Annotated in this window: 13 protein-coding genes; 3 read left to right on the forward strand and 10 right to left on the reverse strand. The window is 69.3% G+C overall.

Features of this window, described 5'->3' with window-relative positions:
* Positions 1-3: 3 nt before the first annotated feature.
* Entirely contained in the window at positions 4-1,188 is a 1,185-nt protein-coding gene (locus QO011_RS25750; RefSeq protein WP_307278491.1) for an acyltransferase family protein, read from the reverse strand.
* A gap of 253 nt (positions 1,189-1,441) precedes the next feature.
* Between QO011_RS25750 and wrbA the strand changes: the two genes are divergently transcribed.
* Positions 1,442-2,059: an NAD(P)H:quinone oxidoreductase gene (gene wrbA, locus QO011_RS25755; protein ID WP_307278494.1), complete on the forward strand. Its 618-nt coding sequence runs from the start codon at positions 1,442-1,444 to the stop codon at positions 2,057-2,059.
* Between the two features lie 67 nt (positions 2,060-2,126).
* Here wrbA and QO011_RS25760 read toward each other — a convergent pair whose 3' ends face one another.
* The 3 genes from QO011_RS25760 to QO011_RS25770 all read right to left on the reverse strand — a co-directional run bounded on the left by QO011_RS25760 (position 2,127) and on the right by QO011_RS25770 (position 4,335).
* Positions 2,127-2,672: a cupin domain-containing protein gene (locus QO011_RS25760; protein WP_307278496.1), complete on the reverse strand. Its 546-nt coding sequence runs from the start codon at positions 2,670-2,672 to the stop codon at positions 2,127-2,129.
* A 14-nt stretch (positions 2,673-2,686) separates the two neighbouring features.
* Positions 2,687-3,361: an NAD(P)-dependent oxidoreductase gene (locus QO011_RS25765; protein ID WP_307278499.1), complete on the reverse strand. Its 675-nt coding sequence runs from the start codon at positions 3,359-3,361 to the stop codon at positions 2,687-2,689.
* Between the two features lie 74 nt (positions 3,362-3,435).
* Positions 3,436-4,335 (reverse strand): NmrA/HSCARG family protein, encoded by a 900-nt coding sequence (locus QO011_RS25770; protein ID WP_307278501.1) that lies wholly within the window; start codon positions 4,333-4,335, stop codon positions 3,436-3,438.
* Positions 4,336-4,460: 125 nt separating this feature from the next.
* Between QO011_RS25770 and QO011_RS25775 the strand changes: the two genes are divergently transcribed.
* The gene (locus tag QO011_RS25775; protein ID WP_307278504.1) at positions 4,461-5,375 is read left to right on the forward strand and encodes a LysR family transcriptional regulator; all 915 of its coding nucleotides are present in this window, start codon (positions 4,461-4,463) and stop codon (positions 5,373-5,375) included.
* On the opposite strand, the gene arfA is transcribed toward QO011_RS25775, so the two are convergent.
* From arfA to QO011_RS25800, 5 genes are all read right to left on the reverse strand, one after another.
* A complete protein-coding gene (gene arfA, locus QO011_RS25780) occupies positions 5,359-6,870 on the reverse strand; it encodes an arabinosylfuranosidase ArfA (protein WP_307278507.1) in 1,512 nt (503 codons plus the stop codon). The genes QO011_RS25775 and arfA overlap by 17 nt on opposite strands.
* 74 nt (positions 6,871-6,944) lie before the next feature.
* The gene (locus QO011_RS25785; RefSeq protein ID WP_307278510.1) at positions 6,945-8,267 is read right to left on the reverse strand and encodes an extracellular solute-binding protein; all 1,323 of its coding nucleotides are present in this window, start codon (positions 8,265-8,267) and stop codon (positions 6,945-6,947) included.
* 69 nt (positions 8,268-8,336) lie between these two features.
* Positions 8,337-9,179: a carbohydrate ABC transporter permease gene (locus QO011_RS25790; RefSeq protein WP_307278512.1), complete on the reverse strand. Its 843-nt coding sequence runs from the start codon at positions 9,177-9,179 to the stop codon at positions 8,337-8,339.
* A gap of 3 nt (positions 9,180-9,182) precedes the next feature.
* A complete protein-coding gene (locus tag QO011_RS25795) occupies positions 9,183-10,109 on the reverse strand; it encodes a carbohydrate ABC transporter permease (protein ID WP_307278515.1) in 927 nt (308 codons plus the stop codon).
* A gap of 10 nt (positions 10,110-10,119) precedes the next feature.
* Positions 10,120-11,196, reverse strand: a complete 1,077-nt coding sequence (locus QO011_RS25800) for an ABC transporter ATP-binding protein (RefSeq protein WP_307278518.1) — start codon at positions 11,194-11,196, stop codon at positions 10,120-10,122.
* A 241-nt stretch (positions 11,197-11,437) separates the two neighbouring features.
* Here QO011_RS25800 and QO011_RS25805 point away from each other — a divergent pair, with 241 nt between their 5' ends.
* Positions 11,438-12,163, forward strand: coding sequence for a FadR/GntR family transcriptional regulator (locus QO011_RS25805; protein ID WP_307278521.1), 726 nt, complete (start codon positions 11,438-11,440; stop codon positions 12,161-12,163).
* A gap of 356 nt (positions 12,164-12,519) precedes the next feature.
* On the opposite strand, the gene QO011_RS25810 is transcribed toward QO011_RS25805, so the two are convergent.
* Positions 12,520-13,404 (reverse strand): NmrA family NAD(P)-binding protein, encoded by an 885-nt coding sequence (locus QO011_RS25810; protein ID WP_307278523.1) that lies wholly within the window; start codon positions 13,402-13,404, stop codon positions 12,520-12,522.
* Positions 13,405-13,476 lie beyond the last annotated feature (72 nt).

The following is a 13,476-nucleotide window of genomic DNA, read 5'->3' on the forward strand; positions in this document are numbered from 1 at the left end:
CGATCAGACGACCTTGGCGAAGCCGGGGAGGCGCAGGAGCAGGCCTGCGGCGAGATAGCACAGGGCGCAGGCGACCGAGCCGGTGACGGCGAACTTCACGAGGGCGGGCGCCGGAATGTCGCGCCAGGCCAGCGCCGTGCCGACGAGCATGGGCGGATGGATGATGTAGATGAGGAAGGCGCGGCGCGCCAGCCTCCGCCACATGCCGGTCAGATGCGCGAAACGCCGCTGGAACAAGCCGAGGAGGCCGAGGATGACGCCCCAGGCCACGAACGGCTCCCAGAACGCGTAGGTCAGCGCCTGAATGCTCCAGCCGCCGTCGCTGCTGCCGGCGGGCAGGGGAAAGTGGGGCGCCAGCAGCACGACGGCGGGGAGGATCGGGAACACGCCTGCCGCGACCCGCAGCCACAGGACCCTGCTGGCTTGCGGAATCCGCTCCAGCCACGCCCCGTCCGCCGCCATGCAGCCCGCGGCGAACAGGACCACATAGGACGAGAAATAGCCGAGCTGCAGAAAGGCGACGGTCTCGCCGACCGGCCAGGCCAGGCGCAGGAGAAAGGCGCCGGCTCCGGTCAGGAGCGCTGCGGCCAGGAGCGTGGTGTCGGAGGGGAACCGGCCGCCAGCCGCAGACGGCGCGGCCCCGCCGACCGACCGCCACAAGAGCCATGCCGCAGTGAAGATCAGCAGCGCCTCGACGAACCACAAGGGGCCGGGCTCGAACTTTCCATGCTCGAAGAGATAGAGGAGAACGTGGACGAACGAGCGTCCCTGGGCGGTTTGGGCCAAGGCGACGGTCACCGGGTGAAGGAGGAAGACGTAGGCGAGGAGGGGGATGCCGAGCCGCAGCAACCGGCTGCGGATGAACCCCCAGGCGCCGTGGCGACGCAGGGCGTCGGGCGTGTAGGTGCCCGCCAGCAGAAAGAACAGGCCCATGAACCAGGCCTGGTTGGTGGCGCAGAAGAGAATCAGAAGAATTCCGCCGGGAGAGGCGGACGGCGCGACCTCCCTGTAGTACCAGCCGCCGCTGGCGCCATAGGTGATTGCCGCGTGGTGAAGGACGACCAGCAGCGTCACGGCGGCCCGCAGGGCGTCGATGCCGCCGTTCCGCGCGGGCGACCCGGCGCTCGCGGCCGGCGCGACGTCCGTGCCGTTGCCTGAGGTCGCTGCCAGCGCCGAATTCCGATCCAAGACCCGCTCCCGGATGCTGTCGCCGCGACGGGCTTGGACCGTCGGTGGATGGGAGATATGCTCGGCTTCATGCCGTCTGGAAAGGTCTTTCGCTCGAGCCGATGGCATGAAGCCGGTCGCATCCCGGCCTCCGACAAGCCATCACCGCATCCGATGGATTCCATCAGAAATTGGCCGATTGCCTCGATGGCTGCCCTGCTTAGGGTGGCGCCGATCAACCGTCCGTCCGGGCGGCAGCCAAAGGGATGATCCGATGCCGAAGATCCTGGTGCTCTATTATTCGTCCTGGGGCCATGTCGAGACCATGGCGAACGCCGTCGCCGAAGGCGCCCGCTCGGTTCCCGGCGCGGAGGTGACGATCAAGCGCGTGCCCGAGCTGGTGCCCGCCGAGGTCGCCCAGCAGTTCCACTACAAGCTCGACCAGCCGGCGCCGATCGCCACGCCGGACGAGCTCGGCGACTACGATGCCGTGATCTTCGGCACGCCGACCCGCTTCGGCAACATGGCGGCGCAGATGAAGAACTTCATCGACCAGACCGGCGGCCTGTGGATGAAGGGCGCGCTGGTCGGCAAGGTCGGCAGCGTCTTCGTCTCCACCGCCTCCCAGCATGGCGGCCAGGAGAGCACGCTGCTCTCCTTCCACACGGTGCTGCTGCACCAGGGCTTCGTCGTCGTCGGCCTGCCCTATGCCTTCCAGGGCCAGATGCGCCTCGACGAGGTCACCGGCGGCACGCCCTACGGCGCGACCACCATCGCAGCCGGCGACGGCTCGCGCCAGCCGAGCGCCAACGAGCTCGACGGCGCCCGCTTCCAGGGCCGGCACGTGGCCGAGATCACCAAGGCGCTGGTGACGGGCCGCAAGGCGGGTTGAGCCGCTCCGGCCGCGTCCGACAGCGCGTTGCATGAGATGCCCCCGCCGGAGCGGCGGGGGCGGGGATTCAGGCCTTCACCATCTCGGTGCGGTATTTCGGCAGGAGCGCCTGGACCAGCCTGCCGGTCTCGGCCCGCTGTTCCGGGGTGGGGACGGGCGGCGGCGCGGTGCGGCTCGCGACGGGAATGCCGACCGCCAGGAAGAACTCGTCCTGTCCGGCCGGCGTGCACATGCAGAGCATGCGGGCGGTCGTGCCCGACACGTTCCGGAAGGCATGCGGGGCGTTGGCGGGGACGTTGACGGTCGACCCCGCGCGCACCGTCTGCGACGCGCCGCGAAAGGTGAACTCGAGCTCGCCTTCGAGCAGCGTGAACATTTCCTCGAAGTCGTGCCGGTGCGGCGGCGGCCCGCCGCCGGCGGGCACGAGCATCTCGACCAGGCAGTAGCGGCCCGCGGTCTCGGCGCCGGACACCAGGATCGTGTAGGTGCCGCCGGCGACGGAGACGTGACGCAGGCCGCGCCCGTCGGGGTCGGCGACGGTCAGGCTGCGACCGGGATCGTCGGGCAGGATGGGCTGGTCCGCGGGAGAACCGGCCGGCGAAGAACTGGTCATGGCAAATCCTCTTGTCAGATCCGTCTGTCGCTCGCCGTGCGAGCCGGGCGGGCGCCGTCCTGCCAGGTGATCAGCGGCGTCCTGTGCAGCCACGTGTCCGCGGCGAGCTGTTGTACGACGAAATCCGCGACATCGGCGCGCGCGATTCTGCCGCCGTGCACGCCGGTGAGGTCGGTCAGCGCCCGGACGCGGCCGCGCGCCGGCTCGTCGTTGAGCACGGTCGGCCGGACGATGATCCAGTCGAGCTGGCTCGACTGGATCGCGGCCTCCTGGCGGTCCTTGTCCTCGTAGACCTGGCGCAGCAGCAGGGGCTGGAACAGCCGGTCGTAGAAGAAGCCGCCGTGGCCGCGGCTGTCGCCGGCACCCATGCCGGTGATGCACACCAGCCGGCGCACGCCCTGGCGCTCCATCACGGCGACGAGCGCGCGTGTCGCCGTCGACAGCAGCGTGACCTTGCGGAATGGGCTGACGGCGGTGCCCAGCGCGCTGACGACGGCATCGCAGCCGGCAATGGCGCGGCTCAGCGCCGCCTCGTCGCGAGCGTCGCCCTCCACGAGGGTGGCGCCGACGAGGCCGGCCGCCTTGGCCTTGGAGCGGACCAGGGCGACGACCTCGTGACCCCCGGCCGCGGCCGCGCCGACGATGAGGCGGCCGGTGCCGCCCGTGGCGCCCAGGATCAGGATCTTCATGGCGAACCTCCGTGGAGACGACGGCCGATGGCAGATGCACGGCGCCCGTCGCGTTGGACGGGCGCGTCGATTGGTCAAGGCGCGGCGTCCGGACCGGATGCCGCCGCCCATCGGCCGGCCGCCTCGACCGCGAAGTCCCGGTAGGAGCGCGGCGGCCGTCCGAGCAGCGCGGTCAGGCGTTCGAGGGCCGCCGGGGTGGCGGCGGCACCATCCTGCTGATAGCGGCGCAGCATCAGGCGCATGTCATAGGCGAGCCAGCCCGGCGCGAAGGCCTTCATGCGCTGCTCCATCGCCTCGAGGTCGTCGCCGCCATAGCGGACCGGGCGCCCCAGCACCTCGGCCCAGATCCCGGCCAGCGCCGGGCCGGTGAGGATGTCGGGCCCGACGAGGTCGATGGTCTCGCTGGGCAGGCTCGCCTCGGACCGGTCCCGGCGCAGCAGCTCCTGCGCCGCGATCTCGGCGATGTCGCGCGTGTCGACCATGGAGACGCCGGCCGAGCCGATCGGCATGGCGTAGACGCCGTGGCCGAGCAGCGCATCCTTCTGGCGCAGGTCGTTCTGGATGTAGTAGCCGGGCCGCAGGATGGTCGCCGGGATGCCGGTGGCCTCGATCATGCGCTCGACCGTGTGCTTGCCGGCGAAATGCGGCACGTCCGCATACTCGGCGCTCTTGAACACCGAGAGATAGACCACGCCGCGCACGCCCGCCTCGCGCGCCAGGTTCAGGGTGACGAAGGCCTGGGTGAGCTCGTCGGGCACGTTGGCGACCAGCAGGAACAGCGTGTCGACACCCGCCAGCGCCGCGCGTAGCGCCTCCACGTCGGACGGGTCGCCCTTGACCGGGACGACGCCGGCCGGGAACCGGGCCTGCTCGGGCGAACGGGTGAGGGCGCGGATTCCGGCCCCCTGGCCGGCGAGACGGGTCACGATCTGCGATCCGATGGTGCCGGTGCTGCCGGTCACGAGAATGGTCATGGTCTTGGCTCCTTTGCCTGTTGGATGAGGGGCAGGGCCCCTTGCCGCAGACAGGTATAGAGTGTTCCATATGGGCGAGGCAGTCATCGATTTCGGATCACTTCGTTTCACTGGTGGATCGATCCATGGACCTTCGCGCGCTCGCCGACTTCAACCTGGTGGCCATGCACGGCGGTTTCGGGCGGGCCAGCCGCGCCAGCGGCCAGCCCAAGGCAACGCTGTCGCGGCATATCGGCGAGCTGGAGGAGAGCCTCGGCCTGCGCCTGGTGGAGCGCGGCTCCCGCTCCCTGCGTCTGACCGAGGAAGGGGCCGCCCTGCACGCCCGCACCGAAGGCCTGCTGCGGGAGATCGCGGAAGCCGGCGAGACGATCGGCGCCGGTCTCGGCCGGCCGCGCGGCCGCCTGCGCGTCAGCGCCCCGGTGCTGTTCGCCCATATCGCCCTCGGCCGCATCGCGGCGGAGTTCGCCGCCGCCTATCCGCAGGTGCGGCTTGAGATCACGGCCGAGGACCGGTTCGTCGATCCCGTCGAGGAAGGCTACGACGTGGTGATCCGCATCAATCCGGCGCCCGACGACCGCCTGGTCGGCCGCTGCTTCCTGCACGACGAGACGCTGGTGGTGGCGCCGCCGTCCATGGCGCGTCCGTCCGCCGCCCCGGGCCATGCGCCGAGCGTCCCGGCCGTGGTGCTGAACACCGCGCCGCCGGGCGTGACGTGGCGGATCCGGGGGGACGCCGGGACGGAAGAGCTGGTGCCCGATCCGCTGCTGCGCCTCTCCTCGCTGTTCATGGTGCGCGACGCCGTGCTCGCCAACGCCGGCGCCGCCATGCTGCCCCGCTCCCTGATCGCCGGCGACCTGGCGGCCGGGCGCCTCTCGTCCTGGGGCGTCGTCGAAGACAGGCCGGTCTCCGCCTGGGCGCTGCATGTTTCGCGCCGGCTGGCGAGCAGCAGGGTCACGGCCTTCATCGGCGCCCTCGTCGCGGCCTTCCCCGACCAGCGGCTCCGAGCCGACCCGGGCGCAGCCCTCACGCCGGCGCGGTGACGATCACGTTCCAGGAGCCGGGCATCAGCGTCGCCCGCAGGCGGTCGCCGTCGATGGCGACGGACCGGATCGGCGCCGGGGCGACCTCGTCCCGGGCGTCCTTGGTGTTGACCGCCTTCATGTTGGGGTGATGGATCTGCGAGGCCTCGAGGATGCGCCGCCCGCCGCCGAAGCCGCGCAGCAGCACGTCGAGATCCATCGGCTCGCCGAGGTGCCGGTTGAGCGCGAACACCACCACCCGGCCGGTGGCCTCGTCCTCGGTGACGCAGGCGTGGAGATAGGGGATTTCCGGCGCGGTCTTGCCGGCATAGCCCGGCGAGGATGCCAGCGTGCGCAGCACCCGGCCATGGGCATGGCGCGCGGTGAGGGCGAAGGGATGGAAGATGGTCTGGCGCCAGGCCGGGCCGCCGGGCTCGGTCATGATCGGGCCGATGATGTTGACGAGCTGGGCCATGCAGGCGCATTTCACCCGGTCGGCATTGTTGAGCAGCGTGATCAGCGCGCCGCCGACCAGCAGCGCATCCTCGGTGTTGTAGACTTCCTCGATCAGCGGCGGATGCTCGGGCCAGCCGGGCTTGCGCAGATGCGCGTGGGTGCGGGCCTTGTACCAGACGTTCCACTCGTCGAGCGACAGCATGATGCGCTTGGGCGAGCGCCGCGTCGCTGCCACCGCGTCGGCGATCGCCACCACTTCCTTGATGAAGAGATCGAGCAGCTCGATGTTGCCGAGGAACTCCTCGGTGCTGTCGTGCGGGTTCATGAAGTAGGTGTGCAGCGAGATGAAGTCGACATGGTCGAAGCAATGGTCGAGCACCTCGTATTCCCAGCGGGCATAGGTCGCCATGTCGCGGTTGGAGGAGCCGCAGGCGGCGAGCTCGATGGACGGGTCGACCCAGCGCATCACCTTGGCCGTCTCGTGCGCGACGCGGCCATATTCGCTGGCCCGCTTGGCGCCGATCTGCCAGGGCCCGTCCATCTCGTTGCCGAGGCACCAGAACTTGATGTCGTGCGGCTTGTCCCAGCCGTGGCTGCGCCGCAGCTCCGAGAGCTCGGTGCCGCCGGGATGGTTGCAATATTCGATGAAGCGCCGGGCCTCGTCCGGGCCGCGCGTGCCCAGGTTGACGCCGAACATCGGCTCGACCTCGACCTTGCGGCACCAGTCGACGAACTCGTTGGTGCCGAAGCGATTGGTCTCGGTGGAGAACCAGGCGAGGTCGAGGCGGCGCGGGCGCCGGTCCACCGGCCCGACCCCGTCTTCCCAATTGTAGCCGGAGAGGAAATTGCCGCCGGGATAGCGCACGATGCTGACGCCGAGCTCGCGGGTCAGCGCCGCCACGTCCTCGCGGAAGCCGTGCTCGTCGGCGCTGGGATGGCCGGGCTCGAAGATGCCGGTGTAGACGCAGCGCCCCATATGCTCGACGAAGGTGCCGAACAGGCGGCGGTCGAGCTCGGAGATGGCGAAGTCGCGGTCGACGATCAGGCGGGCGGAGAGCATGGCGGGAGCGGCTTTCGCAAAGGGGGAATGAAAAAGGCGGGGCGTCCACGGCAGGTCGAACGCCCCGCGGCCCGTCACTTGCTGGTGGCGAGCATCTCGTTGATCCGCGATTGGGCGTCGTTGAGGGCGGCGTCGATGTCCTTGTCGCCGCGCATGGCGGCGCCGATCTCCTCGCCCTCGATGTCCTGCACCGAGAACTGGCGCTTCACCGCGGCCGGCAGGGCGGTGCCGTTGCGGGTCAGCGGCAGGAGGCCGGCGCGGAAGGGCAGCGCCTTGAAGGCGGCGCTGTCGGCGACCGAGGTGCGGGTCGGCAGATGGCCGGTGCGGGCCCATTCGAAATCGTTGTCCCACAGGAACTTCAGGAACTCGTAGGCGGACTTGCGCTGGGCGTCGCTGAGGTCGGCCTTGAGGATCACCCAGCTATGGCCGTCGGCCCAGACGCGCGGGCTGCCGGGATAGAGCTGCGGGAAGGGCACGACGTCGTAGCCGGCATGCAGCGCGCTGGTCGCCTTCTTGGACTCCTGGTCGTAGCTGTCGATCAGCCAGGTGCCGCAGATGAAGACGCCGCCCTCGCCGGCGGAGAAGGCGGCGACCGAGGCGGCATAGTCCTGGTTCTTGGTGGTGAGGTCCTTGTCGAAGATGGTCTTGAGCAGGGTCAGCGCCGCCTTGGCTTCGGGCGTGGCGAAGTCGACCTTGGCGGGGTCGGCGAAGAACTCGGCATTCTGCTGGTAGAGCAGCGTGTCGAAGGTGCGGGTGTAGAAGGCCTGCTCGTTGGCGAGCGTCGAGACGAAATAGGGCTTGCCGGTCTTATCCTTGAACTGCGCGGCCTGTTGCAGGAGCTCGTCGGCGCTCTTGGGCAGGATCGGCTTGCCGGCGGTATCGACCAGGCCGGCCTGCTTGAACAGGTTGAGGTTGATGTGCCAGAGCCACGTATGGGTGTCGAAGGGCAGGGCGTAGATCTTGCCGTCCTTCGTGACGCCGTCGCGCGCCGCGGCGGTGAAGTCGGCGGCGTCGATGCCGGCGGCCTTGAAGCCCTCGTCCAGGGGCTCGAGCAGGCCGCGTGAGGAATAGTCGCTGATCACCGCCTCGTGCATCACCGAGATGGTCGGCGGCTCGCCGGAGCGGATGCGCGCGGTGAGCTGGTCGTAGCCGGGCCATTCCACGATGTCGACCTTGACATGGGTGGTCTTGCTCTGCGCGTTGAACTTGTTGATCAGCGCCGTGATGATGCCGCACTCGCCATTGGCCTTGGCAACGTCGGTCACCGCACCGTAATCGGCCTCGCAGGCGCCAAAGAAGCGCGAAACCGAGATCTCGGTCCTGTCCTGCGCCAACCCGCCGGCGGTCGACGCCGCCAGCAGCGCCGCGGCGCCCAGCATTCGTGTCAAACCCCTCATGCGTTTCCCTCCATGACCGAATCTTTGCAGAGCCGGGGCGTTCGGCCGGCGCGCCGGCTTGATGGGACCTCAGCGGATGGCCGCTCCGGCGACCGCGCGGATGATGTATTTCTGGAAGAAGAGGTAGACGACGAAGACCGGCAGGCCGGCGAAGACCGCCTGGGCCATCAGGAAGCCGAGCCCTTCGGACTGGGCGAAATTGGTCTGGGTCGAGGCGATGCCGACCGTCAGGGTGAACATCTCAGGCCTGGTCGCCGAGATCAGCGGCCAGAGATAGTCGTTCCAGGCGGTCAGGAAGGTGAAGATGCCGAGCGTCGCCTGGGCCGGAATGGTCAGCGGCAGGATCACCCGCCAGAAGATCTGGAAGCGCGAAGCGTTGTCGAGCATGGCCGCCTCGTCGAGCTCGCGCGGGATCGCCTTGAAATATTGCGTCATCAGGAAGACGCCGAAGGGGATGGACAGGCCCGGCAGGATCAGCGCCGCATAGGTGTTGTGCATCTTCAGGTCGCTGAAGATCTGGTGGCGGGCGATGATCACGGCCTGCTCCGGGATGGCGAGGCCGATCAGCACCAGCACGAAGACGAGGGTGCGGCCGGGGAACTCGGTACGTGCGAAGCCGTAGCCGGCGAGCGAGGAGAGGACGAGGGTGCCTGCCGTGGTGCCGGCGGCGACCACAGCGCTGTTGAACAGCCAGCGGAACACGCCGGAGGAGGCAAGGATGTCGGTATAGTTCTTCAGCGTATAGGGCGGGTGCAGGACCGAGGCGGTGGAGAACATCAGCTCGGCATTGGGCTTGAAGGACAGGGCCGTGACCCACACGACAGGCACCAGCCAGACGATGGCGAGCAGGATGACGGCGCCGAGGATCAGCCGGTCTCCGGCGCTGCGTCCGACGATGCTGCCCGCCGCCATGGCTCAGCCCTCCGCCCGGCGGCGCGACGCCAGATATTGCGCGATCGCCGCCACGGCCATGAACAGGAACAGGATCTCCGAGGCGGCCGCGGCATAGCCGAGGTTCCAATCGCGGAAGCCCTGCTCGTAGATGAACAGCACGATCGGCCGCGAGGCGTTGTTCGGGCCGCCTTTGGTGAGCAGCAGCGCCTGGCCGAAGAGCTGGAACTGGGCGACGATCTCGTAGATCACCACGACGAGGAGCGTGCGCCGGATCGAGGGCAGGGTGATGCTGACGAAGGAACGCCAGCGTGAGGCGTTGTCGAGCGCCGCCGCCTCGTAGAGCTCGCCCGGGATCTGCTGCAGCGCCGCCAGGAACAGCATCATCGGCAGCCCGATGATCCACCACACCGTGCAGACGGCGATGGCCGGCAGGGCGAGGTCCTGGCTGGTCAGGAAGGGAACCGGCGCCGCGCCGAAGACGCCGAGGATGCCGGAGATCAGCCCGCGGTCGGGCAGGTACATCATCTTCCAGATGATGGTGACGATGGTGACCGACAGCACCGAGGTGCCGAAGAAGATGGCGCGCAGCACCGCGCCCGCGCGCCCCTCGCGGTTGAGGGCGAGCGCCAGCGCGAGGCCGATCACCACGAAGGCCGGCACGGTCATGGCCACGAACAGCACCGTATTGCCGACCGTGCCGAGGAAGATCCTGTCGGCGAGCAGGCGCCGGAAATTGGTGAAGCCGGCGAAGGACGCCGTCTGGTCGAACATGTCGAACTGCAGCAGGCTGATCCACATGCCGCGGAACAGGGGATAGACGAGCAGGGCGAGGTAGACGAGGAGGAAGGGCAGGACGAACAGGCCGTTGCGCCAGTCCGGGCCGATGGCCGCCCCGCGGCGGCGCAGGCGCGCCGGGCTCTTCGCCGCCAGGCCGCGGCCTTCGCGCATCGCCTGCCCCTCAAGCAGCATGGTAGGCCCGCCCCTCGCGATCGAAGAGATGGGCGCTCTCCGCCTCGACCCGGAAGCGCGCCTCCTCGCCCGGCGCGGCGGTGGAGCTGCCGCGGTCCTCGGCCACCAGCGTGGCGCCGTCGGGGAGGCGGACATGCAGGTGGGTGCGGTCGCCGAGCCGCTCGACCACCTCGATGCGCCCCGCCAGCGTGCCGTCCGCGTCGAGCCGCACCGCCTCGGCGCGCAGGCCGAGCCTGAGCGGGCCGGCCGGCAGCCCCGCCGCGGGGACGCGGGTCTCGAGCCTGAAGCCGCTGCCGAGCACGGCCCTGGCAAAGCCGCCGGCCTCGCCGACCGTGACCGGCAGCAGGTTCATGGCCGGCGAGCCGACGAAGCGCGCCACGAACTCGCTGGCCGGGCGGGCATAGATCTCCATCGGCGTGCCGATCTGCTCGACCTGGCGGGCATTGAGCACGACGATGCGCGCGGCGAGCGTCATGGCCTCGACCTGGTCGTGGGTGACGAAGATGGTGGTGGCGCGGACCTGCTGGTGCAGCCGCGCCAGCTCGACGCGGGTGCGCAGGCGCAGCGCCGCGTCGAGATTGGAGAGCGGCTCATCGAAGAGATAAGCGCGGGGATTCTTCACCAGCGCCCGGCCGATGGCGGCGCGCTGCTTCTGGCCGCCGGAGAGCTGGCCGGGCTTGCGCTCGAGCAGCGGCTCGATCTCCAGGATGCGGGCGGCCTCGTGGATCAGCCGGTCGATCTCGCCCCTGGGCACGGCGACGTTGCGCAGGCCGAAGGCCATGTTCTCGTAGATCGTCATGTGCGGGTAGAGCGCATAGTGCTGGAACACCATGGCGACGCCCCGCGCGCCGGGCGGCAGGGTGTCGACGCGCGTGCCGCCGATGCGGATCTGGCCGCCGTCGACCCGCTCCAGCCCGGCGATCATGCGCAGCAGCGTCGATTTTCCGCAGCCCGAGGGCCCGAGGAAGGCGACGAACTCGCCCGAGCGGATCTCCAGCGACAGATCGGCAATGACGTTCACCGCCCCGAAGCGCTTGGAGACCCTGTCGAGCTCGATCGAACTCACCGCTTCCTCCAATGGTCTTTTTCTCTTATCATCTGATGATAAGACTAAGCGCGTGGCAAGCAGCCTGTCAATCCGCCACGGCGGAGACCGGCGGGCGAGAGGACAAGCGATTGCGTTTCCTGTTGAATGGCGGGGAGGGGCGCAGGAGGACCCTGGCATCGACGCCGGTGAAGGCGCCTGATGCGATGGGGAGGGGCTGCGCAGGGTTGCCGCGCTTCGGCGGGGCGCCCGGGAGATGAGTATGTTCGAGCGCGATTCGGCGATCTCAACCATGAGCGCGCAGGTGGCGCGCATCATCGGCACCCGCATCGCCTCCGGCGAGTTCCGCCCGGGCGACACGCTGCCGATCGAAAGCGAGTTGTGCCAGGCCTACGGCGTCAGCCGCTCGACCATCCGGGAGGCGGTGAAGAACCTCGCCGCCAAGCGCCTGGTCGAGGTCTCACCCAAGGTGGGCACCCGCGTCCTGCCCTTCGCCGACTGGAACCTGCTCGACCAGGACGTCTTGTCCTGGCGCCTCAACGCCCAGTTCGACGAGCGCATCGTCGAGGACCTCTACGAGATGCGCCAGTGCTTCGAGCCCAGGGCCTGCTTCCTCGCCGCGCGCGACGGCTCGGCCGAGGACCTCGACCGCATCAGGCGCCGCTATGCCGACCTGGTGGCGATGCTGAACCAGCCGGCGCTGGCGGCCGGCGCCGAGACCGAGTTCCACCTCGCCATCATCGCCGCCACCCATAACGGTCTGTTCGTCACCATCGGCGGCGCGGTGAAGACGGCCCTGCGAGTCTCCTTCTCCCTGACGCAGCGCAGCGCCAAGACGACCGACCTCGCGCCCTACGAGGCCGTGCTCTCCGCCATCCTCGAACGCCGGGGCGAGGCCGCCGCCGAGGCGATGCGCCGCCTGCTCGACCTGTCGCGCCAGCGCGTGCTGGAGGCGCTGGCACGCGGGCCGGTGGCGGAGCGGGGGTGATGGGGATGGGGCGCGATGGACGGCGATCTCCCGCCGGCGACGGGTCGCAGGGTCAAATCCTGCCCCCGCAACCAAAGACCCAGCCCCGTCAGAGCAAGGCGCCAGCTTTGCTCTGACGGGTTTTTTGTCGCCTGAAGCAAACCTCGACACCGCGCCCAGATCGGCGCGCAGAATGATCGTCAGCGTCGAAGTCGCCTCCAACTGTCGCGGTCCGCTTGCCCTCGATGACTTTCATCCGCGGCTCCTTGCGTGGCCGTCCGCGCCGGGCCGCGACGCGGCCGCCCTCATCATGAGGCGGAGGTCGCCGGCGCGGCGCGGGGCGGTCATTCCCGAGACGGCCGGCGAAATCTGAATCCCTAGCCCAGCACGGCGGGCTTGAGGATGTCCTCGCACCATTGGCGGAAGCTCGTCGGGGTCGTGTTCTCCGACGTGCGTGGCACACCCAGGTCCAGACCTTGGCTCTTCGCGTCCATCATGTCGGTCATGCCCTGCGCCATGGCCTCGGAGAAACCGAACCGGAGGAACTGGGCCTTGTATTCTTCCAGGGTGACCTGCTCGAAACGCACCGGCTTGCCGAGCACCTCCGACATGATCTCCGCCATGTCGTTGAAGGAAAGGTCCTCCGGTCCCAGCACTGCGACATTTTCCTGGCCGCTCCAGCTCTCGTCGAGCAGCCAGCGCGCCGCCACGGCGGCAATGTCGCGGGTCGCGCAGGTTGGCTGCTTCAAGTCGCCTGAGATCGGCGAGGAGAACAGGCCCTGGCTTTTGATGGCGCCGGCCCGCCGAGCCATGTTGTCCATGAACGCCGGCAGCGTGAGCGTCCGCAGAGCAATCCCTGTGCTGGCGATCAGATCCGCCATCGCCAGCGAGCCGGTGACATGGCCCGCCTTGCCGGCGAACGGGGTAGTGCGTCCCAGCGCCGAGATGCAGACGACGCGCTTGCCCCCCCGCGTCTTCAGCGCCGCAGCCGCCGGACGCGTGAAATCGACATAGGCGGCTTCCAGGCTGTCGGCGTGAGGATCGGGCGGCACCAGCCAGAACACGGCGTTGGCGCCCGAGAACGCGCGGTTCACAACCTCGACGTCGGCATGCGAGCCCTGAACGACCTCGACGCGCGCACGCAGATCGTCACTGAGCTTGGAGGGATCGCGCACGATGACGCGGACGGGGGCACCGGCGTCGAGCAGATTGGCGACGACTTGACGGCCGATATCGCCGGTGGGGGTGGTGACGACAATCACGGGTGCTCATCCTTTTCGCTGGGGACCGGGCGACGCCCGACACGGACGTCTGCGTGGCGCGGTCGACATTTG

The organism is Labrys wisconsinensis, assembly GCF_030814995.1.
GTDB classification, from domain to species: Bacteria; Pseudomonadota; Alphaproteobacteria; order Rhizobiales; family Labraceae; genus Labrys; species Labrys wisconsinensis.